The organism is Actinomadura chokoriensis (assembly GCF_041463665.1).
In the GTDB taxonomy this organism is placed as follows: domain Bacteria; phylum Actinomycetota; class Actinomycetes; order Streptosporangiales; family Streptosporangiaceae; genus Spirillospora; species Spirillospora chokoriensis_A.
Map to the genome: position 1 here is coordinate 103,433 of NZ_JAXCEJ010000009.1, position 19,909 is coordinate 123,341.

The 19,909-nt window shown below is 72.2% G+C and carries 19 protein-coding genes; 12 read left to right on the forward strand and 7 right to left on the reverse strand.

The annotated features are described in order from the left end of the window. The first annotated feature begins 214 nt into the window (after positions 1 to 214). From SM418_RS16730 to SM418_RS16740, 3 genes are all read left to right on the forward strand, one after another. The gene (locus tag SM418_RS16730) at positions 215 to 1,576 is read left to right on the forward strand and encodes an MBL fold metallo-hydrolase (protein WP_371941691.1); all 1,362 of its coding nucleotides are present in this window, start codon (positions 215 to 217) and stop codon (positions 1,574 to 1,576) included. 96 nt (positions 1,577 to 1,672) lie between these two features. Continuing rightward, positions 1,673 to 2,251 carry a rhodanese-like domain-containing protein gene (locus SM418_RS16735; RefSeq protein WP_371941692.1) on the forward strand — a complete coding sequence of 193 codons (579 nt, stop codon included), beginning with the start codon at positions 1,673 to 1,675 and terminating at the stop codon, positions 2,249 to 2,251. After that, complete coding sequence (locus SM418_RS16740; RefSeq protein ID WP_371941693.1) at positions 2,248 to 3,156, forward strand: sulfite exporter TauE/SafE family protein; 909 nt, start codon at positions 2,248 to 2,250, stop codon at positions 3,154 to 3,156. Before SM418_RS16735 ends, SM418_RS16740 begins: the two co-directional genes overlap by 4 nt. Before the next feature lie 73 nt (positions 3,157 to 3,229). Here the strand turns inward: SM418_RS16740 and SM418_RS16745 are convergent, their stop codons facing one another. Further along, positions 3,230 to 4,276: an NAD(P)-dependent alcohol dehydrogenase gene (locus tag SM418_RS16745; RefSeq protein WP_371941694.1), complete on the reverse strand. Its 1,047-nt coding sequence runs from the start codon at positions 4,274 to 4,276 to the stop codon at positions 3,230 to 3,232. Positions 4,277 to 4,757: 481 nt separating this feature from the next. On the opposite strand from SM418_RS16745, the gene SM418_RS16750 reads away from it, so the two are divergent. After that, positions 4,758 to 6,119 carry a M20/M25/M40 family metallo-hydrolase gene (locus SM418_RS16750; protein ID WP_371941696.1) on the forward strand — a complete coding sequence of 454 codons (1,362 nt, stop codon included), beginning with the start codon at positions 4,758 to 4,760 and terminating at the stop codon, positions 6,117 to 6,119. A 220-nt stretch (positions 6,120 to 6,339) separates the two neighbouring features. Continuing rightward, entirely contained in the window at positions 6,340 to 6,693 is a 354-nt protein-coding gene (locus SM418_RS16755) for a hypothetical protein (protein WP_371941698.1), read from the forward strand. A gap of 254 nt (positions 6,694 to 6,947) precedes the next feature. On the opposite strand, the gene SM418_RS16760 is transcribed toward SM418_RS16755, so the two are convergent. The 4 genes from SM418_RS16760 to SM418_RS16775 all read right to left on the reverse strand — a co-directional run bounded on the left by SM418_RS16760 (position 6,948) and on the right by SM418_RS16775 (position 9,838). Further along, positions 6,948 to 7,541 carry a TetR/AcrR family transcriptional regulator gene (locus SM418_RS16760; RefSeq protein WP_371941699.1) on the reverse strand — a complete coding sequence of 198 codons (594 nt, stop codon included), beginning with the start codon at positions 7,539 to 7,541 and terminating at the stop codon, positions 6,948 to 6,950. 53 nt (positions 7,542 to 7,594) lie between these two features. Next, positions 7,595 to 8,329 carry an ABC transporter ATP-binding protein gene (locus tag SM418_RS16765; RefSeq protein ID WP_371941701.1) on the reverse strand — a complete coding sequence of 245 codons (735 nt, stop codon included), beginning with the start codon at positions 8,327 to 8,329 and terminating at the stop codon, positions 7,595 to 7,597. Continuing rightward, positions 8,326 to 9,456 (reverse strand): ABC transporter permease, encoded by a 1,131-nt coding sequence (locus tag SM418_RS16770; RefSeq protein WP_371941703.1) that lies wholly within the window; start codon positions 9,454 to 9,456, stop codon positions 8,326 to 8,328. Before SM418_RS16770 ends, SM418_RS16765 begins: the two co-directional genes overlap by 4 nt. Before the next feature lie 172 nt (positions 9,457 to 9,628). Continuing rightward, positions 9,629 to 9,838 carry a hypothetical protein gene (locus SM418_RS16775; RefSeq protein ID WP_371941705.1) on the reverse strand — a complete coding sequence of 70 codons (210 nt, stop codon included), beginning with the start codon at positions 9,836 to 9,838 and terminating at the stop codon, positions 9,629 to 9,631. A 34-nt stretch (positions 9,839 to 9,872) separates the two neighbouring features. Between SM418_RS16775 and SM418_RS16780 the strand changes: the two genes are divergently transcribed. The 3 genes from SM418_RS16780 to SM418_RS16790 all read left to right on the forward strand — a co-directional run bounded on the left by SM418_RS16780 (position 9,873) and on the right by SM418_RS16790 (position 13,136). Beyond that, positions 9,873 to 10,913, forward strand: a complete 1,041-nt coding sequence (locus SM418_RS16780) for a dipeptidase (RefSeq protein WP_371941707.1) — start codon at positions 9,873 to 9,875, stop codon at positions 10,911 to 10,913. A 358-nt stretch (positions 10,914 to 11,271) separates the two neighbouring features. Next, positions 11,272 to 12,102, forward strand: coding sequence for an ABC transporter transmembrane domain-containing protein (locus SM418_RS16785; RefSeq protein ID WP_371941709.1), 831 nt, complete (start codon positions 11,272 to 11,274; stop codon positions 12,100 to 12,102). 131 nt (positions 12,103 to 12,233) lie between these two features. Beyond that, positions 12,234 to 13,136, forward strand: coding sequence for an ABC transporter ATP-binding protein (locus SM418_RS16790; protein ID WP_371941832.1), 903 nt, complete (start codon positions 12,234 to 12,236; stop codon positions 13,134 to 13,136). Positions 13,137 to 13,307: 171 nt separating this feature from the next. Here SM418_RS16790 and SM418_RS16795 read toward each other — a convergent pair whose 3' ends face one another. Next, a complete protein-coding gene (locus SM418_RS16795) occupies positions 13,308 to 13,529 on the reverse strand; it encodes a hypothetical protein (protein WP_371941710.1) in 222 nt (73 codons plus the stop codon). On the opposite strand from SM418_RS16795, the gene SM418_RS16800 reads away from it, so the two are divergent. From SM418_RS16800 to SM418_RS16815, 4 genes are all read left to right on the forward strand, one after another. Further along, the gene (locus tag SM418_RS16800; RefSeq protein ID WP_371941711.1) at positions 13,510 to 13,650 is read left to right on the forward strand and encodes a hypothetical protein; all 141 of its coding nucleotides are present in this window, start codon (positions 13,510 to 13,512) and stop codon (positions 13,648 to 13,650) included. The genes SM418_RS16795 and SM418_RS16800 overlap by 20 nt on opposite strands. Before the next feature lie 249 nt (positions 13,651 to 13,899). Then, a complete protein-coding gene (locus tag SM418_RS16805; RefSeq protein ID WP_371941712.1) occupies positions 13,900 to 16,662 on the forward strand; it encodes a helix-turn-helix transcriptional regulator in 2,763 nt (920 codons plus the stop codon). A 468-nt stretch (positions 16,663 to 17,130) separates the two neighbouring features. Then, positions 17,131 to 17,991, forward strand: a complete 861-nt coding sequence (locus tag SM418_RS16810; protein ID WP_371941713.1) for a universal stress protein — start codon at positions 17,131 to 17,133, stop codon at positions 17,989 to 17,991. 125 nt (positions 17,992 to 18,116) lie between these two features. After that, complete coding sequence (locus SM418_RS16815; RefSeq protein WP_371941715.1) at positions 18,117 to 19,466, forward strand: pentapeptide repeat-containing protein; 1,350 nt, start codon at positions 18,117 to 18,119, stop codon at positions 19,464 to 19,466. A 114-nt stretch (positions 19,467 to 19,580) separates the two neighbouring features. Here the strand turns inward: SM418_RS16815 and SM418_RS16820 are convergent, their stop codons facing one another. Beyond that, positions 19,581 to 19,856 (reverse strand): glycosyl hydrolase family 65 domain-containing protein, encoded by a 276-nt coding sequence (locus SM418_RS16820; protein WP_371941833.1) that lies wholly within the window; start codon positions 19,854 to 19,856, stop codon positions 19,581 to 19,583. Positions 19,857 to 19,909 lie beyond the last annotated feature (53 nt).

Genomic DNA, 19,909 nt, shown 5'->3' on the forward strand with positions numbered 1-19,909 from the left:
CATGGGTATTTGCGCATCGCTTCACGTCTCGGCTACCCTGCCTGGCGGATACCCCATGGGGTATAGCCGGGCGGCGGTATCGACGTTCGGGCATGCGCCGCCGCACATCCGACGGCGCGCTCGGCCGCCGCCGTCGCCGCGCCGTCCGGGCCCGGTGGGCCGGCGGCGCGCGGGGTTGCGCGAGAGCGCCGCCCGAGGAGCTGGAAGGAGACCGATGATCGAGATCGTTCCGATCGACACCCCCTCGCTGGGGGACCGCAGCTATTTCGTCACCGACGGCGAGGTCGCGTTCGTGATCGACCCGCAGCGCGACATCGACCGGGTGCTCGCCCTGGCCGAGGAGCGGCAGGTGACGGTCGCCGACGTCTTCGAGACGCACATCCACAACGACTACGTGACCGGCGGGCTCGCGCTGGCCCGGGCGACGGCGGCCGCCTACCACGTCAACGCCGCCGACCCGGTGGCCTTCGAGCACGACGCGGTGTCCGACGGCGATGTGATCGAGGTCGGCGCGCGGATGCGGGTCCGGGCTCTGGCGACTCCGGGCCACACGTTCACGCACCTGGCCTACGTCCTGGAGGCTCCGGGCCGGCCGCCCGCGGTGTTCACCGGAGGCTCGCTGCTGTACGGGTCCACGGGACGGCCGGACCTTCTCGGACCGGCCAGCACCCACGACCTGGTGGCCGCCCAGTACGACTCGGCGCACCGGCTGGCGCGCGAGCTTCCCGACGACGCCGAGATCTTCCCCACGCACGGGTTCGGCAGCTTCTGCTCGGCCACGCAGGCGCAGGCGGAAGCGTCGACGATCGGGCAGGAGAAGCGCGCCAACCCCGCGCTCACCCTGGACGAGAAGGACTACGTGGAGACGCTGCTGGCCGGGCTGGACGCCTATCCGGCCTACTACGCCCACATGGGGCCGGCCAACAGCGCGGGCCCCGGGGCGCCCGACCTGTCGGAACCGCCTCGCGCGGACGCCGCCGAGCTGCGCCGGCGCATCGAGGCCGGGGAGTGGGTGGTCGACCTGCGGACCCGCACGGCGTTCGCGGCCGGGCACCTGGCGGGGACGCTCAACTTCGGGCTGGACGGGAGCTTCGCCACCTACCTCGGCTGGCTCGTCCCGCGGGGCACGCCGCTGACGTTGCTGGGCGAGACGCCCGAGGACGTGGCCGCCGCGCAGCGCGAGCTGGTCCGCATCGGCATCGACCGGCCGGCCGCGTCGGCCACCGGCGGACCGGAACGCTGGACCGGTGGGGAGCGCCCGGCCTCCTTCCCGAGGGCGTCGTTCGGCGAACTGGCCGCCGTGCGGCACCACCGGCCGGTCGTGGTGCTGGACGTGCGCCGTGACCTGGAGTGGGACGAGTCCCACATCGACGGCGCCGTGCACATCCCGCTGCAGGACCTTCCGCGGCGCCTGGACGAGGTGCCCGACGGCGAAGTGTGGGTGCACTGCCAGGGCGGGTACCGCGCGGCCGTCGCCGCCTCGTTCCTGGCCGCCGCCGGGCGGCGCGTGGTCGCCGTCGACGACGAGTACGGCGCCGGCGTCCGCGCCGGCCTGCCGGTCGTCGCGGCCGCGTGAACCCCACGGCGACACATCACCACACCACGGATCCCCGGTTCCGGACCCGGCTGGTACCAGCCCCGGATCGGCCCCATACCAAGGATGAAGACTGACATGACCCCGGTGCCCCTGAAGATCGACGCCGTGTCCCTGCGAGACCGGATCGCCGCCCCCGACGCACCGCGCGTGCTGGACGTGCGGACCCCGGCCGAGTTCGCCGCGGCGCACATCCCCGGTTCCTACAACGTCCCTCTCGACATGCTGCGGGAACACCGCAACGAACTGCGCGCCTCCTCGGAGGAGGTGGTGCTGGTCTGCCGGACCGGCGGCCGCGCGGCGCAGGCCGAGCGCGCGCTCGGAGAGGCGGGACTGACCAACGTGCACATCCTGGACGGCGGGATCCTCGCCTGGGAGGCGGGCGGCGCGCCGCTCAACCGCGACCGGTCCCGCTGGGACCTGGAACGGCAGGTGCGGCTGGTCGCCGGTGTGCTCGTCCTGATCGGCGTCCTCGGCGACATCGCCGTCCCGGGCCTCGAATGGCTGGCCGCCGCGATCGGCGCCGGTCTCACGGTCGCGGCCCTGACCGGCACCTGCATGATGGGTTCGCTTCTTGCCCGGCTGCCCTTCAACAGGGGGCCGGCCTGCGACGCCGAGGACGTGGCCGCGCTCCTCGGGGATCGGCGGCCGCGGTGACGCTCGCGCTGACCCTGCTCGCCGCGCTCGCCGTCGGCGTCTCGCTCGGGCTGCTCGGCGGCGGCGGATCCATCCTCACCGTGCCCGTGCTCGTCTACGTGGCCGGAGTCGAGGCCAAGCAGGCGATCGCCATGTCGCTGTTCGTGGTGGGAGCGACCGCGCTGGTCGGCGTCCTGCCGCACGCCCGGGCGGGCCGGGTCCGCTGGCGCACCGGACTGCTGTTCGGCGGCGCGGGCATGGTCGGCGCCTACGCGGGAGGGCGGCTGGCCGCCTTCCTACCGGCCGGCGTGCTGCTGGCGGCCTTCGCGGTGATGATGGCGGTGACCGCGACCGCGATGCTGCGCCGCCGGAGCGCCCCGGCGGGCGGCCCGGTGGAACGCCCGATCGTCCGGATCCTGGCCGAAGGGATGACCGTCGGGATCGTCACCGGGCTGGTCGGGGCCGGCGGCGGCTTCCTCGTCGTCCCCGCGCTCGTGATCCTCGGCGGGCTGTCCATGCCCGTCGCGGTCGGCACCTCGCTGATGGTCATCGCGATGAAGTCCTTCGCCGGCCTGGCCGGCTACCTCTACAGCGTCCACCTCGACTGGCCGCTGACCTTCGCGGTGACCGGCGCGGCGGTGCTCGGCGGGCTCGCCGGCTCACGGCTGGCCGGACGCGTCGACCCGCAGCGGCTTCGCCAGGCCTTCGGGTGGTTCGTCCTGGTGATGGCCGGGGTCGTCGTGACCCAGCAGGCGCCGGACGCGGCACGCCATGCCCTGTTCGGCACCCCGGGCGGCTGGGCGGCGCTCGCGGCGGTCACGGTCGCCGTGGCCGCCGCGCTTCTGAAGCAGCGGACCAGACGGCGTAGACCGTCTGTCCGTGGGGAAGGAGAGCCTGCCCCCGTACCGGAACCACTGCGGCGCTGACCCACCGCGGGCCAGGACGCATGGCTGGTCCGCCGTGCTGCCGGGGGTGCCACCGCGCTCGTCGCTCCTGCCACTAGGGGACGATCACTGCGCGTCCGGTGAGCTCCCCGGCCTCCATCTGGCGGTAGGCGTCCATCGCCCGGTCCAGAGGGAACTGGACGATGTCGGGGCGCAGCAGCCCGCGCGCGGCCAGGTTGAGGACCTCGGTGAGTTCGGGCCTGGTGCCCCAGTAGGTCGTCTGCAGGGACACCTCGTAGGGGACGGAGAAGAAGGACAGCGGCAGGGTTCCTCCGGCGATGCCGACGATGGTCACGTCCCCGAGCGTCCGGGCGGCGGCCGCGGCCGTGGCGAGGGTCGAGTCCGCGCCGACGAAGTCCAGGACGACGTCGGCGCCGTGCTCCCCGGTGGCGTCGCGGATGCTCGCCACCGTGCCGTCGTCGGACGGGACGGCGAGGTCGGCGCCGTTCCGCAGCGCGAGATCGAGGGCCTCGGTGCGGGTGTCGACGGCGATGACGCTCGCGGCGGTGGTGGCCTTGAGGATCTGGATGGCCAGGTGCCCGAGCCCGCCCGCGCCGATCACGACCGCGGTCGCGCCGGGCGGCAGCTTCCCCCAGGACCGCCGGACGGCGTGGTAGGGGGTGAGGCCGGCGTCGGTGAGCGGCGCCGCGGTCGCCGGATCCAGGCCGTCGGGCAGCGGGACGAGGAACCGCGCGTCGGGGACGAGCAGGTAGTCGGCCATGCCTCCGTCGAGGCCGAGCCCGCCGCCGCCGGCCGGCACGGGTGCGTTGGCGGGGTCCTCGCAGTAGTTCTCCGCGCCGAGGCGGCAGCGCCCGCACGTCCCGCAGCCCCACGGCCCGTACACGGCGACCGGCTGCCCCACCTGGAGCCCGGTCACGCCGTCTCCGAGGGCCAGCACCCATCCCGCGTTCTCGTGTCCGAGCGTGAACGGCGGTCCCCAGGGGAGCAGCCCCTCTTCGAACTCGCGCATCACATGCAGGTCCGAGTGGCACGCTCCCGCGCCGCCCACCCGGATGACGACCTGCCCCGGCCCCGGCTCGGGATCAGGGGCGTCGACCAGTACCGGATCAGATTTCCACTCCTGCAGCCGTAGTGCTCGCATTCTTTCTCCCCTTCCCGCCCTCACCAGCGAATACCTTGGTGCTTCACGGGCGCTATGGACAAAGGTCCCGATGTTTGCGCCGGTCGCCGGGCGGTCGGGCAGGCGGGCGGGATCGACCAGGGAGCCGCCCTCGCCCCTCTTGGCGAGAGGCGCAGAACCTTCCCTATTTCCACCAATGCGGCGCCGCAAAACCTGATTGCACTAAAGACTGCGTATTGATTGGTGGTCGTTCGTCGGACCGGTCGTGGCGGGCTGCAACGGCCGCGATCCTGCCCGCGACGACCACCGGCTCACCCCCTGATCGATATCACCGATCTTGATCACGATCCGGTTGCGGATCAACACGCCATTCTTGTTGGGGTAGCGGCGATTTCGTAGATTCGGCCAATCGGAGGCAAAGTCCCTTGTCGTGCCGTCGTCCAGCACCGGCTCGAGATCCGAGGCCGGCGGGCGCGGCCCCCAATCTCCCCGAGGAGACGCCATGTCCGAGGTCAAACGCCGTGATCTGCTGGCCGGAGTCGCGGCCTTCACCGGTTTCGCGACGGTCGGCCTGCTCCCCGGCACCGCCGCCGCCGCGACCCGGCAGCGCCCCGGCGCCGTCCGGCCGCCCACCCTCACCGCCGGCGACAAGGCCGTGGTCGCCCGCGTCGACGCACGCCGGGCGCTGCGGCACCTGGAAGTGCTCAGCGACGAGATCGGCTGGCGCATCGCCGGCACCCGATCCGAGCACCGCGCCGCCCACTACATCGCCGGGTGCCTGCGCGACCTCGGCTACAAGGTCGAACTGCAGCCCTTCCCGGTCGCCGACAAGTACCTGGCGGAGATCCGCGCCCCGGGCGAGCGGCTCTGGCAGTGCGCCGCCTCCCCGCAGGGCGCCGTCGCCTCCGTCGAGGGCACGGTGGTGGACGTGGGCCCGGTCACCGAGATCACCGGGGACGTGCGCGGCAGGCCGGTGCTGTTCGACCGCGTCGTCGGCAAGGAGACCGAGCAGGCCCGGGCCGCCGCGGACGCGGGCGCCAGCGCTGCGCTCATCATCAACGCGCGCTCGGAGACCTTCCCCGAACGCAAGCCCGCCACCTTCGCCCCGGCCCTGCAGGAGCCGGTCGCGATCCCGGTGCTGGGCCTGGCCGGGTACCACGGCGAGCGGATCCGCGCGGGCGCCGGGCGACTGTCGTTCGAGGTCACCCATCACTCCGGGCTGACCTCGTACAACGTCCTGGCCGAGCGGAGGGCCTCGCTGCCGAACCCCGAGGGCAAGGCCGTCATCGTCAGCGCGCACTACGACAGCGTCCCCGGCTCGCCGGGCGCCAACGACGACGGCAGCGGAACCGCGCTGTGCCTGGAACTGGCCCGCGTCCTGAAGCGCCTGCCCACCCAGCAAGCGGTCCGCGTCTGCCTGTGGGGCTCGGAGGAGTACGGCCTGATCGGTGCCCGGCACTACGTGAAGCAACTCGACGAGGCGGGCGTCGCGCAGATCAGCGGCTGCTTCCAGAACGACATGGTCGCCACCAGCCATCCGCCCGCGGGCACGTACTGGCTGCTGTCCGTGGACGGCGCCGACAACACCACCACGGCCGCGGTGAACGCAGCCGCACGCCGCCTCGGCTACGTCGACCAGACCAAGGGCCCCACCGCCCGCGGCTCCAGCGACCACGAGGCCTTCTACGAGCGCGGCATCCCGGCGGGCAACTTCAGCTGGCGCGGCAGCGAGGCGCCCAGCCAGCTCGAACCGATCTACCACACCCCCGAGGACACGATCGCCCAGAACATCAGCCTTGAGCGGCTCCAAGTCTCCCTCGAACTCATCGGCTGCGCCGCGTACGACGTAGCGCGCCGCAAGTAACGGAGGGGGTGGAGGCCCGATGTCAGGGCCCGGAGACCGCTGCGGTGTCCGGGCCCTGCCGCGCCACCGGCGCGGCGGCCGCAACCGGGCGTCGAGCCGACCGCGCCGGGGCTGCCAGGCGAACGTGCGGCGTCTGCCAACCGGTACCTGGAGGCGTGCGCCGGTCCACCGACAAGCAGCGGCATACTTGAACATATGTTCGATCTGCTTGTGGCCTGACATGCGGGTTCCGCCTGTCGTCATCTACCGGGCCATCAGTGGGCCTGCGTATCTGCTCGCTTGGGAGCAGCATCCAGACCGCACCTGGTGGGCTCGCCTTGCGTGGCTCGAGGTCCGCCGTGACGGCCATGCGGGCCGCCATGCGCGCGTCGCGGCCGACGACGTCGGCCCCGTCCGCGGCCAGGACTACAGCGTCGTCCCGCGACGGCGGCTCGGCCGGCGGCACCGTCCGCCCGGCGACCCCACCGATCCTCGCGACCCAGCCAACCGCGCCTTCAACCGCAACCGCGGGCAGAACCTGTACCGGTCGGCGGTCGAGCAGGGACGCCGCCGCCCGCCGGAACCGAATTTCTGAACGCGCCGGGCGGCCTGAGGCGCGTCGCCGACCAGGCCGCCCGCGGTTCACGTCCCCGGTCAGCGGTAGTGGTTCTCCTTCAGTTCGACGACCCAGGCGCGGCGCTCGGCGATCTTGCCGTTCCGCAGGACGAAGACCTCCGCCATGGACATGCGCTCCTCACGCGGGGGCGTGCCAAGGCCGTCAGGACTTCGGCGGCGACGCGGACTCGGAGCGCTGACGACCCGCCGGGCTCTCCCCACCAGGAAGGGCTGTCACATAGGTTGCGGCGCGGTGGGGCGCAGGTACGGCGTGAGCAGTTCGTCGGCGAGCCGGCGGGCCGCGCGTTCGGCCAGGCCCTCCTCGATCATGCGGGTCAGGGCGTAGACGACCGATTGGACGAGTTCGGCCGTCCCCGCGGGGTCGGACGCGCCGTGGTCCGCCAGCGCCTCGCGGAGGGGCGTCTGGAGTTCGTCGTGGAGCAGCCGGCTGGAGTTGGCCAGCGTGTCCGTGCGGCCGGTGGCCGCGAGGGCGCGGGCCAGCGCGTGGTCCCCGCGGGCGACGAGGCGGAGGTTGGCGTAGACATAGGCCAGCACCCGGTCGCCGGGGGACCCGGCCTTTCCCATCTGCGCCTCGACGTAGGCGGACCAGCGCGGGAAGGTGTCGACGATGAGGGCGTCGAGCAGATCGTCACGGGACTTGAAGTAGGCGTACACGCTGGAGCGGGCGAGCCCCGCCTGGCGGGCGACATCCGCCATGCTGGGGGCTCGCTCGGCTTCCTCGGACAGCAGGGTGCGGGCCGCGTCGAGCAGGGCGGCTCGCTGCGCGGCCCGATGCTCGGCGATGGTCGGCGCCTGGATCTTCGGCACGCGGCCCCCTTCCCACCGGCCCGCCGTACTCGCCGGCCGGCCCCGCCGGCGCGTCAGGCGAGTGCGGCGAGGCGCCCGTCGATCATCTCGTACACCGTGTCACAGTGTTCGAGGACGTCGTGATCGTGGGTCACCATGATGGCCGCCACGCCATGATGTTGCGACTCGCGGGCGAGCAGGCGGACGATCTCGTGGCTGCGCGCCCGGTCCAGGGCGGCGGTGGGCTCGTCGACGAGCAGGATGCTCGGCCGGGTCACCAGGGCCCGGGCGATGCCGACCCGTTGCCGCTCCCCGCCGGACAGCTGGTGGGGGTACCGGTCGGCCCTGTCCGCCATGCCCACGTCCTCCAGCAGCGCGAGCGGGTCGCGGCCGGAGCGGGCGCGGCGCGGCCGGAACCGCAGCGGCAGCCGGAGCTGGTCGCGGGCGGTGAGCGCCGGGATCAGGTTGCCGGCCTGGAAGACGAACCCGACGTGCTCGCGCCGCAGCCTGGCCCTGGCCCTCGCGCCGGCGGCCGTGATGTCGACCCCGGCCACCGTGACCGTGCCCCGGTCCGGGCGGGCGAGACCGCCCGCGACCGCGAGCAGGCTCGATTTCCCCGCGCCGGACGGGCCGACGATGGCGGCCAGTTCCCCGGGCCGCACCGCGAGATCGACGTTGTCGAGGGCCTGCACGGTTTCGGTGCCGTCGCCGTGCTGGAGGCAGACGCCCTCCATGACCAGCCCTGGGCGGTCGGGCGCGGTCGCGTCGCCTTCCTGCGGCCCGGCGGTCGGCGTGGCCTTGCTGGTCATCGGTTTCCTCCGAGGGCGGTGGCCGGGTCGATGGACGCGATGCGGACGACGGCGACACCGGCGCCGACGAGCCCGAGCAGGACGATTCCCGCCGCGGCGGTGGTGACGCTCGGCGCGCTGAGGGCGAACGGCATTCCGCCGCCGGTGATGAGCGACCCGAGGCCGACTCCGATGCCCGCGCCGATCGCGACGGAGGCGACGAGGAGGAGGAACGCCTGGACGAGCGCGTCGCGCAGCAGCCAGCCCCTCGACGCGCCCATGGCGCGCAGTACGGCGACCTCGTGCTTGCGCTGGATCGCCCAGACGGCGAAGAACGCCCCGACGACCAGTGCGGAGATGGCGTACAGGAACCCCTGGATGAGCTGCAGCGTGGACGTCTCGGCCGTGTAGCCGGGCGAAGCGCCATAGGACTCGTCGAGGGTGAGGCTCTCGGTGCCGGCGCCGGCGTCCCCCGCGGCGAGGTCGACCGAAGCGCCGGGCTTCGCGCGCACGGCCACGGCGGTGATGTCCCGGGCGGCGTGCTCGGGCACCGGGTCGCCCGGCGTCACCCCGGCCTTGATCAGCTGCCAGGTGCCCAGGGGCACGTAGGCCACGTCGACGTGTCCGAAGGTGTCCTGCCGCGTGGTGGCTCCGATGACCCGCAGCTTCGTCCCGAGGCGGTCGACCGAGATCGTGTCGCCGACGCGCAGGCCGGCGTCCAGGGCCGTGCGGCTGACGACGATGCCGTCCGCGCCGTTCAGGCGCGAGCCCTTGCTCACGTCGGGGGACAGGAACGAGTCCGGCGCCACCCCGAACAGGGCGAGGTCGACGTCCACCCCCCGGTCGCTCTTGGCGTTGATGAGCGTGTTGCCGAAGGGGGCCGCCTCGGCCACACCCGGCCTGCTCCGCCATGCGTCCACGGCGGACATGTCCACCACGCTTCGGGAGAAGGCGGAGTCGTGCTGGACGTCGCGCTCGAACGCGAAGGAGGTGACCGGCAGGTTCTGCAGCCCGGACACACCGTCCCTGACCAGCCCCACCGACAACCCGGACAGCATGACCATGAGGATCGCGATCAACCCCACGACGGCCCCCATCAGCCCGAACCGGACCTTGGCGAACCGCAGCTCACGAAGTGCGAGGAACATCAGCCCCACACCCGATTTGTCGACATCATGTCGACAACATATCAACACGTTGTCGCCAAACTGGACTCAGGGGCCACCTTCCCCCGACCTTCCGGCCCGTTCCACCTCATGGCCTCTCCCAACCCGGCCACCCCCACGCCAGCGCCCCACCCCCGCACGACCTCTCGCGCAGTCACCCCTGCTGGGCGACGGCCACGACGACGGTGTCCCCGTTGAGGAGAAGGTCGCGCGCATCAGGACGAACCTGGACGCCTTCGTCGTCTCGGTCGTCGGTGCGCGGAGCCGGCGCCAGGACCACGATCAGTGACCGTTCGGTGTGCTCACCCGCCCGATTCCGTCCAGCACCCTGTGACAGCAGGCATTGCGCCTGACGGATGGCCATAAGCTGCGCCTATTTGGCGCAGAAGGGAACCGAGATGTCCGCTGACCTCCACCGCCGGGCCGTCGTCGCCGACACCCACAACGATCTGCTGATGGCCGTGGCGGCCCGCCCGCCGGCGCTGTGGGCGAGGTTCTTCCGGGACCGCTGGCTGCCCCAGTTGCGCGACGGAGGCGTGGACCTGCAGGTTCTCCCGGTCTTCATCGACGACCAGTTCCGGCCGGAGGGGGCGCTGCGCGAAACCCTTCGGATGGTCGAGGCCGCCCACGTGCTCGCCGAGGGCAACGCCGACGAGGTGAGCCTGTGCCGGGACGGAGAGGAGATCGACCGGGCGCTGGCGGACGGGAAGATCGCCTTGGTGCTGGCCCTGGAAAGCGCCCCCGGCCTCGACGCGAACGTGGAACTGTTCTCCACCATGCACCGGCTGGGCGTGCGGGTGGCCTCGATCGCGCACTGGGGCCGTACCCCGCTGGCCGACGGCAGCGGCGAGGACGCCACCGGCAGCCGCCTGACGTCCGCCGGGGTCGACGCGGTGGCCGAACTGGAGCGGCTGGGCGTGATCTTCGATGTCTCCCATCTGGGAGCCTCCGGCGTCGACCACGTCCTGGAGCTCGCCACCCGCCCGGTCATGGCCACCCACTCCTCGGCCCGGGCCTTGCGCGACCACCACCGCAACCTCACCGACGACCAGCTCCGCGGCGTCGCCGCGACCGGCGGAGTGGTGGGCGTCAACTTCGTCGCGGGTTTCCTCAGCGCCGATCCCGGCGGCTACACCGTGGACCGCCTCGTCGATCACATCGAGCACGTCGCCTCCGTCGCGGGAATCGACCACGTCGGCCTCGGCCCCGACTTCATCCGCGAGGTCAGCCTCGAACTCACCCCGCCCTGCTGCGAGGACATGAGCGCCCTGGCCGGTTTCGACGTCAACGCCGTCGTCCCCGGCCTCGACGGCCCGCGTGGTCTGCCCCTGGTCACCGAGGCCCTGCTCCGCCGCGGCCGCCCCGAGGCCGACATCAGGAAGATCCTGGGCGAGAACGTGCACCGCCTCTTCCAGAAGGAACTGGGGCGCCCCGCCTGACGGGCCGCACGAAAGCCGACGCTCTCGCCGCGAATACCTGGATCACGCGCTCTTCCACGGGTAACGGCACCCGCGCTCAGACCTCACCGAATACGAATGTCACTACTACCTGCGGGTGTTAATCACCGAACCCGGTTGGACGGTATGTGGCGCGTACCATCAGCCATCGGCGACAACCCTTCACATGGGCGTCCAGGGTGTCCGTATCCAAGGGGTAAGGCCTTCCTGAACGTCGCTGGGAGGGCGTCGTCCGCCCGCTGTTTCTAAGATGCCTGGGGGTCGCGCTGAGCACCGAGAAATACGTTCGCCTTTCCTTGACGGCCTGAGGCAGCATGGAGAGCGGCGGCGAGGAGGGCGGGTGGCTGTGCTGGCATTACGAGGCGGCTCCGGGGACGGCCGGCCGGCCAGGCGGCGCGCGGTTCTGCTGGCCCTGCGCTATTACTGGGATGTGCTGCGCCGTCAGTGGCGCATCTCGCTTCCGGCGATGACTTTACCGGCGCTCGGGAACATCTGCCTGTTCTACCTGACGCCGCTGGTGGTGGCCGCCCTGGTGGGGCACCTGGCCGGCGGCGGGGAAAGCGACCTCGCCGCGCTCCTGCCCTACGTTCTCGGCTTCGCCGGCCTGATGTTGACGGGCGAGGCGCTGTGGCGAGCGGGGCTGCACTTCCTCAACCGGACGAACGGCCGGGGCATCGAATGGCTCGGCATCGTCGGCATGGACGAGTTGCTCGCCAAGGACACCGCGTTTTTCCACGACAACTTCGCGGGTTCGCTGACCAAACGGATACTGAGCTTCTGCGGCGGCTTCGAAAACTTCGCGGACACTCTCACTTTCTCGGTCGTCGCCAACGTCATCCCGCTGTCCTTCGCCTCGGTGATCCTTTGGCGGTATCACCCGCTGCTGGTCGTCGTCCTCTTGGGACTGATCGTTTTCACCGGCTTCCTCGTCGCCCCGTTCATCCGCCGGCGGCAGGTGCTGGTGGACGACGCGAGGCGGCCAAGGTGCGGGTGTCGGGCCACGTCGCCGACGTGCTCACCAACATGGAGACGGTCCGCGCGTTCGCCGCCGAGGAGCGGGAGGCCGCCGAGTTCCGCGGCCGGGTCGTCGAGCAGCACCGCCTGGCGCTGCGCTCCTGGGACTACGCCAACCTGCGGGTCGACACGATCGTCGCCCCGATGTCGATCCTGACGAGCGCCCTGGGGCTCCTCGTCGCGGTGGCGCTTCGCGGCGGGCTCGGGGTGGAGGCGATCGTGGTGACGTTCTCCTACTACACCAACGCGACACGGATCATGTTCGAGTTCAACCAGATCTACCGGCGGATGGAGAGCACGCTCACCGAGAGCGCGCAGTTCACCGAGTTGCTCCTGACGCCGCCGACCGTCGTGGATCCGCCCGACCCGCAGCCGTTGCGCCCGGTCGACGCCGGAGTCCGTTTCGAGCGGGTGCTCTTCGCGCACGGCGGCGGCCCGCCCCTGTTCGAGAGGCTGGACCTGGAGATTCCCAGCGGCGCCAAGATCGGCTTGGTGGGACGGTCCGGGGGCGGCAAGACCACCCTCACCCGGCTGCTGCTGCGCCTGATGGACGTCGACGGCGGCCGGATCCTCGTCGGCGGCCAGGACATCGCGCGGCTCCGCCAGAGCGACCTGCGCAACCTGATCGCGTACGTCCCGCAGGAACCCGCGATGTTCCATCGGTCGGTGCGCGACAACATCGCCTTCGCCCGGCCCGGCGCCACCGAGACCGAGATCCTCCGGGCCGCGCGGGCGGCGCACGTCACCGAGTTCGTCGAGAGCCTTCCGGCCGGGTTCGACACGCTGGTCGGCGAGCGAGGCGTCAAGCTCTCCGGAGGCCAGCGGCAGCGCGTCGCCCTCGCCCGAGCCATCCTCCGGGACGCCCCGATCCTTCTCCTGGACGAGGCGACCAGTGCGCTGGACTCCGAAAGCGAGCTTCTCGTCCAGGAGGCCCTGTGGCACCTGATGCGCGACCGCACCGCACTGGTCGTCGCGCACCGACTGAGCACGGTCGTGCGGATGGACCGCTTGGTCGTTCTCGACCGCGGCAGTGTCCTCGAAGAGGGCTCCCACCGGGAACTCCTCCAGGCCAAGGGCCCCTATGCCCGGCTCTGGCACCACCAGTCCGGCGGCTTCCTCACCGACGAAGCCGCTCCGGACACCTTGGGCGCCGCCCAGCACGACCTGAAATCTCAGCCGGCGACCGGCTGAGGCGCGCCTCCCGCTGCTCGGGGCGTCGCCGAGTGGAGCCCTGTCGGTTTGTCCTCCGGCCCCCTTCGATGGCTACGGAGGAGACGAAGATGAGAGGGCGGATCTGGGGGAGCGGATGCGCCTGCGATTATCGGCTGGCCTCCATCCGGATCTTCGACTACCCGACGGAGGTCAGGATTTCGATCGCACATGGAATTCGATTCCGTCGAGAAATCGTTCCAGCCCGAAGGTGAACTCGGCGTCGGGCTCGTCGTGCCGGTCCATGACGCCGGACGCGATCAGCGCGTTGAGGGCGCGCCAGCCGCCGGGCTCGGCCGCCAGGTCGGGCGGGGCCGCCCTGCTGGATGCGGCCAGGGACGCGTTCGTCCAGGGGATGAACGTCGCCGCGCTCACCGGAATCGTCGTCGTCGCCGCCTGCGCGGCCGGTGTCGGCCTGCTGCTGCGCCGCGTCCCCGCCGTCGCCGCGGCGAAACGGCGGAAGGAAGAGAGTGCCGCGACGGTCGCGCGGGAGTGAACGCGGGCGCCCCCAAGGAAACCGGAGCGAGGCTCGGGAACTCCGAGAGCCGATCATCGGAGAGCGGATTCCCCGGCTCCGCCGGACATTCCTTGGAGGGGCCTCCAGGGACCCGCGGGTCGGCTGAAGCTATATCTTCTGGGTTGTCTGCCTGCACGGATGGACCGACGCCGGCAGCCGGGACCGCCTGAGGCCCATTTTACGGCCACGCGGGTTGGCCAGCTCGGAACTGCTGAGGGAGAACGGGGCATGCGGACGCGACCTGAGCCGATGCCGGCACTGCTGGACAGGCAGCAGGAGCGCGCGGTGCTCGATGGCCTGCTGGGGGATCTCCGGTCAGGGCGTGGGTGTGCGCTGATGGTGCGGGGGGAGGCGGGAGTCGGCAAGTCGGCGCTGCTGAATTACGTGGTCGGCGCGGCGGAGGACATGCGGGTCGCCCGGGCCGCCGGGCTGGAATCGGAGATGGAGCTGGCCTACGCCGGCCTGCATCTGTTGTGCATGCCGCTGCTGGACCGGCTCGATGCCCTGCCGGGTCCCCAGCGTGACGCGCTGAGCGTCGCGTTCGGGCTGCGGGAGGGCGCCGCGCCGGCCCGGTTCATGGTCGGCCTGGCGGTGCTGACGTTGCTGGCGGAGGCGGCGGAAGAACGCCCGCTGCTGTGCGTGATCGATGACGTGCAGTGGCTGGACCGGGCGTCGGCGCAGGTGCTGGCGTTCACGGCGCGGCGGCTGCTGGCCGAGCCGGTGGGCCTGATCTTCGCCGCGCGCGAGCCGGACGAGGAGTTCCGGGGGCTCACGGATCTGGAGGTCCGCGGGCTGCCGGAGCACGACGCCCGCACGCTGCTGCGGTCGGTGGTCCGGTTCCGGCTCGATGAGCCGGTCCAGGACCGGATCCTCGCCGAGAGCAACGGCAACCCGCTGGCGCTACTGGAGTTGCCGCGGGGGATGGGCCCGGCGCAGCTCGCGGGCGGTCTCGGGCAGGCCGGGGGGCAGGCGGTGCCGACGCGGATCGAGCGGGGCTTCCGCCGCCGGCTGGAGGCGCTGCCGGCCGACACGCGGTCTTTGATGCTGGTCGCGGCGGTGGAGGCGGCCGGCGATCCGACGCTGATCTGGCGGGCGGCGCGGCGGCTCGGGATCCCGGCCTCGGCGGCGGAGCCCGCCGAGGAGGACGGGCTGCTGCAGTCTGGAACGCTCCTGCGGTTCCGGCATCCGCTGGTGCGGTCGGCGGTGTATTCGGCGTCGTCGTTGCCGGAGCGGCGGGCGGCGCACCGGGCGCTGGCCGAGGTGACCGATCGCGACCGCGATCCGGACCGGTGGGCCTGGCACCTGGCGGCCGCGGCGCACGGCCCCGACGAGGAGGTGGCCGCGGAGCTGGAGCGGTCGGCGGGCCGGGCGCAGGCCCGCGGCGGCGTCGCCGCCGCGGCGGGGTTCCTGCAGCGCGCGGCCGAGCTGACGGACGAGCCCGCCCGGCGGTCCGAGCGCGCCCTGGAGGCGGCGCAGGCGAGTTTCCACGCCGGTGCGCTGGGCACGGCGGCGGAGTTGCTCGCCATGGCGGTGGCGGGGCCGTTGGACGAACTCCAGCACGCCCGCGCCGCCCTGTTGCGCGGGCGGCTCGCGTTCGCCTCCGGCCGAGGCGGCGATGCCCCGGGGCTGCTGCTGAAGGCGGCCAGGCAGTTGGAGGGGCTGAACGCCGGTCTCGCGCGCCAGACCTACCTCGACGCGTGGTTCGCCGCTGTCTACGCCGGCCGGTCCGCGGGCGCCGGCGATTTGCACGAGGTCTCCCGGGCCGCTCGGTCCGCCCCGTCGCCCGCGGACGAGCCCCGCCCGGTGGACCTGCTGGTGGACGGGCTGTCCCTCCTGGTCACCGAGGGACGCGCCGAGGCGGCGCCGCTGCTGAGGGAGGCGGCGCGGGTCGTCGCCGAAGACGACATCCCCCTGGCGGAGCGCCTCCAGTGCAGCCGGGTGGCGGCGGCCGCCGCGGCTCTGGTGTGGGACGAGGGGTACTGGCGCGCGATCCTGGCCCGCGACGTCCAGTCCTGCCGGGAGACGGGCATGCTCACCCAGCTGGCGCTCTACATGGGCCCGATGGCGCTGATGGCGATCTGGAGGGGTGATTTCGCGGCGGCCGCTTCGCTGGCCGCGGAGGAGAAGGAGCTCACGACGGCGACGGGTGCGGGCTTCTCCCGCCACGCGACCCTGGTCCTCGCCGGACACCGGGGGGACGAAGCCGAGGACGCCGCCACGATCGAGGCCGTGGCCGCCGCCGCCGAGGCCGCGGGCCAGGGGAGCGGAGTCCAGATGTCGCAGTGGCTGTCCGCCGTCCTCTTCAACGGGCTCGGCCGCTATGAGGAGGCGCTGGCAAAGGCGCGGCAGGCCGCCGAGCAGGCGCCTGAACTGTACGTCTCCATGTGGGCCCTCCCGGAGCTGATCGAGGCGGCCGTCAGGTGCGGCCAGCCCCAGCCGGCCATGGACGCGCTCGGCCGGCTCGACGAGGTGACGCGCGTCGCCCGGACCGACTGGGCGCGGGGGATCTACGCGCGGTGCCGGGCGCTGCTCAGCGAGGGCGAGGACGCCGAGCGCCGGTACCGGGAGGCGGTCGAGCGGCTCGGCCGGATCGGCTTCCGGTCCGAGGTGGCCCGCGCGCACCTCCTGTACGGCGAGTGGCTGCGCCGCGAGGGGCGGCGGAGCGACGCGCGGACGCAGCTGCGCAAGGCCCACGACATGTTCGCCGACATCGGCATGCGGGCGTTCGACCGGCGGGCCGGCCGCGAGCTGCTGGCCACCGGGGAGACCGCGCGCAAGCGCAGCGTCGACACCCGCGGCGAGCTCACCCCCCAGGAGGGGCAGATCGCCCGGCTGGCCCGGGACGGCCTTTCCAACCCCGAGATCGCCGCCCAGCTGTTCATCAGCCCCCGGACGGTGGAGTACCACCTGGGCAAGGTCTTCGCCAAGCTCAACGTGAGCTCGCGCAACCAGCTCGACCGCGTGCCGCTCAGCCGCCTCGGCGCGAGCTAGCCCGGAGCCCGGCGCGGTGGCGGCCGCGGAGGGCCAGGACGCCGGTGAGCTCTGGTGCCGGTCCCAGGTGCGGCTCGGCCGCCAGACCCGTACGGCTGCGGTTTCCCGCCTTCGTTCCCTGGATGAGGGCGGGGTTGGGGGAGTGGGAGCGGGCGCCGGGGGGACGCTGTCGTCAGGCGCCGAGAGGGGCGAGTCGGTGACCGTCGCCCCTCAAGGGCGGGACCTTCGGCCGCAGAACGAAGGAGGCCTTCGCCCTAGCGTCTAGAACGAACTTGACCGATGGCCCAGGAGGGATGACCGGTGCCGGCTCCGATCGTCGTGGGAATCGATGGCTCCGCGTACGCCTGGCGGGCGCCGTACCGGCGGCTGACCGTGCCCGATGCCCTGTCGTCGTCGTGCTCAACCGCAGCGGAGGTCGTCGCAGGCCCCGCTGGACAGCGTTGAAGGAGCGAAGAAGAGGAGCTGACCATGTCCAGTCCGATCGTTGTCGGTGCAGACGGCTCGGTGCCGTCCGAGCGCGCTGTGGAGTGGGCGGCCGACGAGGCGGCCCGACACGGGCGTGACCTGAGAATCGTGCACGCCATAGAGAAATGGCCTTTTGACGTCCCGTTGACCAGCGCTCCAGGCGAGGCGGGTTCGCTGTCGCGTGCGGGCGGGGAAGTGCTCGCGGGCGCCGAGCGTGTCGCGCACGCCCGCCGGCCCGAAGTGCCGGTGAGCGTCGAGCTGGCGTCCGGACGCACCGTCCAGGTACTGGCAGAACACTCCTTGGAGTCGTTCGAGCTGGTCGTGGGGCACCGAGGTCTCGGGGGCTTCGCCGAGCTCCTGCTGGGGTCGGTCGGGCTCGGCGTCGTGCGAAATGCCGCGTCCCCGGTGGTGCTGGTCCGTGGCGAGCAGGAGGCCGCTCGAGGCGAGATCGCCGTGGGCGTCGGCCTCGGGGACGATTCCGCGGCCCTGGAGTACGCGTTCCGGGCCGCCGCGACACGAAACGCCAGACTGCGGGTCGTGCACGCCTGGCCGTTCCCGGAAGCACTGGACGACCCGGGGGCCGGAGCCGACCCGCGGCGCATCGAGGAACGGGCACGGTGGCGCGTCGTCGAGGCGCACGCGCCGATGCGCAAGAGCTTCCCCGGTGTGGGCGTCGTCGAGGACATCGTCCAGGAGAACCCCGCCGCGGCCCTGGTCACCGCCTCCCGCCACGTCGATCTCATGATCGCGGGCACGCATCAGCACACGCGACTGACGGCGCCGCGCAGCCATGCTGTGACGCACGCACTCATCCACCATGCGCATTGCCCGGTCGCGGTCGTCCCCTGCGCGACCCGCCCATGACCGGTGCAATTGATGGGTTCGGCTTGCCGGGATCGGCGGTGTCCGTCAGGGAGCGCCCGGCTGGCCGAATGTGCATTGTGGGGCGGGGCTTGGATGCGGGACGCGTCCCGTGATAAAGAGCGAGTATGGCTCTGCCCAGCCCGTTCAATACCGAGATCAATTTCAGTCGTCTTGCGGCTGACGAAGAAATCATGCGGCTGGCCGCTCGGCTGCCTGATTGGGCGGGCCGGCAATCCACCGCACCCGCCGACCGGCCCGTCGCCGAGGCGGCGATCCGCGGGCTGTACGAGCTGGCCGGCGCGCCGCAGCCACGGCTGGTGTGGATCGACTCTCCCCGCGCGGACTCCGATTGGAACTGGAGTGAGTTCGGCACGCCGCGGCCCACGGCGATCGCGGCGGCCCACGGTGTGCCGGAGCCGGGAGAGTTCCTCCTGCCCCTGCTCAGCGGTGGTCAAGCCAAGAAGGGCGGCTGGTTCTCTCGTAAACGACGCCGGGAGATATGGAATCGCAGGCTGGCGCTTTGGAAGGAACTCGTCGAGTCTTGCGGCGGCTGGTGGCCCTTCGAGCAGATCTGCCTGGTGTGCGAGCGCCCCAGCCAGCTCCACCTCGCCCCCGAGCCAAGGCCGGGGGAAGACCCCTTGAGGCTGCACTGCCGTACAGGCCCGGCGATCAGCTACCGCGACGGTTTCCACCTGTACGCGCTGCACGGAAACGTCGTCCCCGCGGACGCCGTCACCGGCGAGCGGACAGGGGCCGGGAGGCCGTCCGGCTCACCGGAGAACCTGGCGGCACTGATCGAGGACAACAGCGCCGAGGCGATGGCCCGCCTCGTCGGCAAGGACTTGCGCGGGGCCGACCTGCGGGGCGTCCGGTTCCCGGAGGGCGCCGACCTCACCGGCGCCGACCTCAGCGGAGCCGATCTCCGCTACGCCGATCTGTCCTTCGCCGAACCGGGCTGGACCGCGGGGGCGGGAGCCCGGTTCACCGACGCCAAACTCGTCGGCGCGGATCTGCGCCACGCCGACTTCGGAATCGTCGGCGATTTCATCGGCGCGGACCTGACCGATGCCGAACTGACCGGCGCAAGCCTCGGCGGCGCCCCCGAGGTCGGCTGCTGGCTCTTCAATGGCGCAACCCTGGTGCGGACCAAGCTCGTCAGCGCCCACCTGGTGGGCGCCGATTTCACCGGCGCCGACCTTACCGGCGCGGATTTCACCAACGCCCGCCTATGCTACATTTCCGGATCGCCTCAACCGGACGACGTACTGCGCCATTTCGCTCAGTGCACGTGGGGCGCCACCACGAAATGGCCGGACGCAGGCTGGGCCGAGGTCGCCCGCAGAGTGTCCGACCCCTTCGGCCAGGACTCCTTCCGAGTACGCGAAAAGCCACCCCCTCCACCGCTACCGCAGCAACCCCGCCCGCAACCGAGCGCCCTTCCGCAGGGCGACCCCTTCTTCGACCTCGACCGCTGATTGGAGCAGCTGGAAGCCCCGAACCCATCAGCCACTCGTAAGCTCCGGACCGGTGCGTTCGAACAGTTCGGGGAAGATGCAGAGCGTTTCGCGCCGCTCACCCCGTCTCGGGTCCTACGGGTCGGTCGCCGGTGACATCGTCCTGCCGTGCTGGAGCGGGCTCTCCCATGACGCGCCGGGCTGGATCTCGACGACCTCGGAGGCGTAGCAGACGCGCATGGGGGAGGCGGCGCCGGGCCGGAGCGTCACGCGGATCAGGTCCTGCCGGCAGGTCAGGTCGATGCCCCAGTGGCCCCGGTAGCGGAGCCCGAGGCGGAGTTCGCCGATCGCGGAGGGCAGGCGCGGCCGCAGGTGCAGGGTGCCGCCGCGGGTGTCCAGGACCGTCCGCAGGGCATTCCCGGCCTGGCCGCGTTCTCACCGCTGATCAGGGGCGAGCAGTGCCG

What these genes read in the sequence shown, in the direction of transcription:
- SM418_RS16800 (WP_371941711.1), top strand. Translation starts at nt 13,510, where the DNA reads ATGAACGTCGCCGCGCTCACCGGAATCGTCGTCGTCGCCGCCTGCGCG.
- SM418_RS16735 (WP_371941692.1), top strand. Translation starts at nt 1,673, where the DNA reads ATGACCCCGGTGCCCCTGAAGATCGACGCCGTGTCCCTGCGAGACCGG.
- SM418_RS16765 (WP_371941701.1), bottom strand. Translation starts at nt 8,329, where the DNA reads ATGACCAGCAAGGCCACGCCGACCGCCGGGCCGCAGGAAGGCGACGCG.
- SM418_RS16810 (WP_371941713.1), top strand. Translation starts at nt 17,131, where the DNA reads ATGTCCAGTCCGATCGTTGTCGGTGCAGACGGCTCGGTGCCGTCCGAG.
- SM418_RS16790 (WP_371941832.1), top strand. Translation starts at nt 12,234, where the DNA reads ATGGAGAGCACGCTCACCGAGAGCGCGCAGTTCACCGAGTTGCTCCTG.
- SM418_RS16770 (WP_371941703.1), bottom strand. Translation starts at nt 9,456, where the DNA reads ATGTTCCTCGCACTTCGTGAGCTGCGGTTCGCCAAGGTCCGGTTCGGG.
- SM418_RS16780 (WP_371941707.1), top strand. Translation starts at nt 9,873, where the DNA reads ATGTCCGCTGACCTCCACCGCCGGGCCGTCGTCGCCGACACCCACAAC.
- SM418_RS16750 (WP_371941696.1), top strand. Translation starts at nt 4,758, where the DNA reads ATGTCCGAGGTCAAACGCCGTGATCTGCTGGCCGGAGTCGCGGCCTTC.
- SM418_RS16745 (WP_371941694.1), bottom strand. Translation starts at nt 4,276, where the DNA reads ATGCGAGCACTACGGCTGCAGGAGTGGAAATCTGATCCGGTACTGGTC.
- SM418_RS16805 (WP_371941712.1), top strand. Translation starts at nt 13,900, where the DNA reads ATGCGGACGCGACCTGAGCCGATGCCGGCACTGCTGGACAGGCAGCAG.
- SM418_RS16815 (WP_371941715.1), top strand. Translation starts at nt 18,117, where the DNA reads ATGGCTCTGCCCAGCCCGTTCAATACCGAGATCAATTTCAGTCGTCTT.
- SM418_RS16755 (WP_371941698.1), top strand. Translation starts at nt 6,340, where the DNA reads ATGCGGGTTCCGCCTGTCGTCATCTACCGGGCCATCAGTGGGCCTGCG.
- SM418_RS16730 (WP_371941691.1), top strand. Translation starts at nt 215, where the DNA reads ATGATCGAGATCGTTCCGATCGACACCCCCTCGCTGGGGGACCGCAGC.
- SM418_RS16775 (WP_371941705.1), bottom strand. Translation starts at nt 9,838, where the DNA reads ATGGCCATCCGTCAGGCGCAATGCCTGCTGTCACAGGGTGCTGGACGG.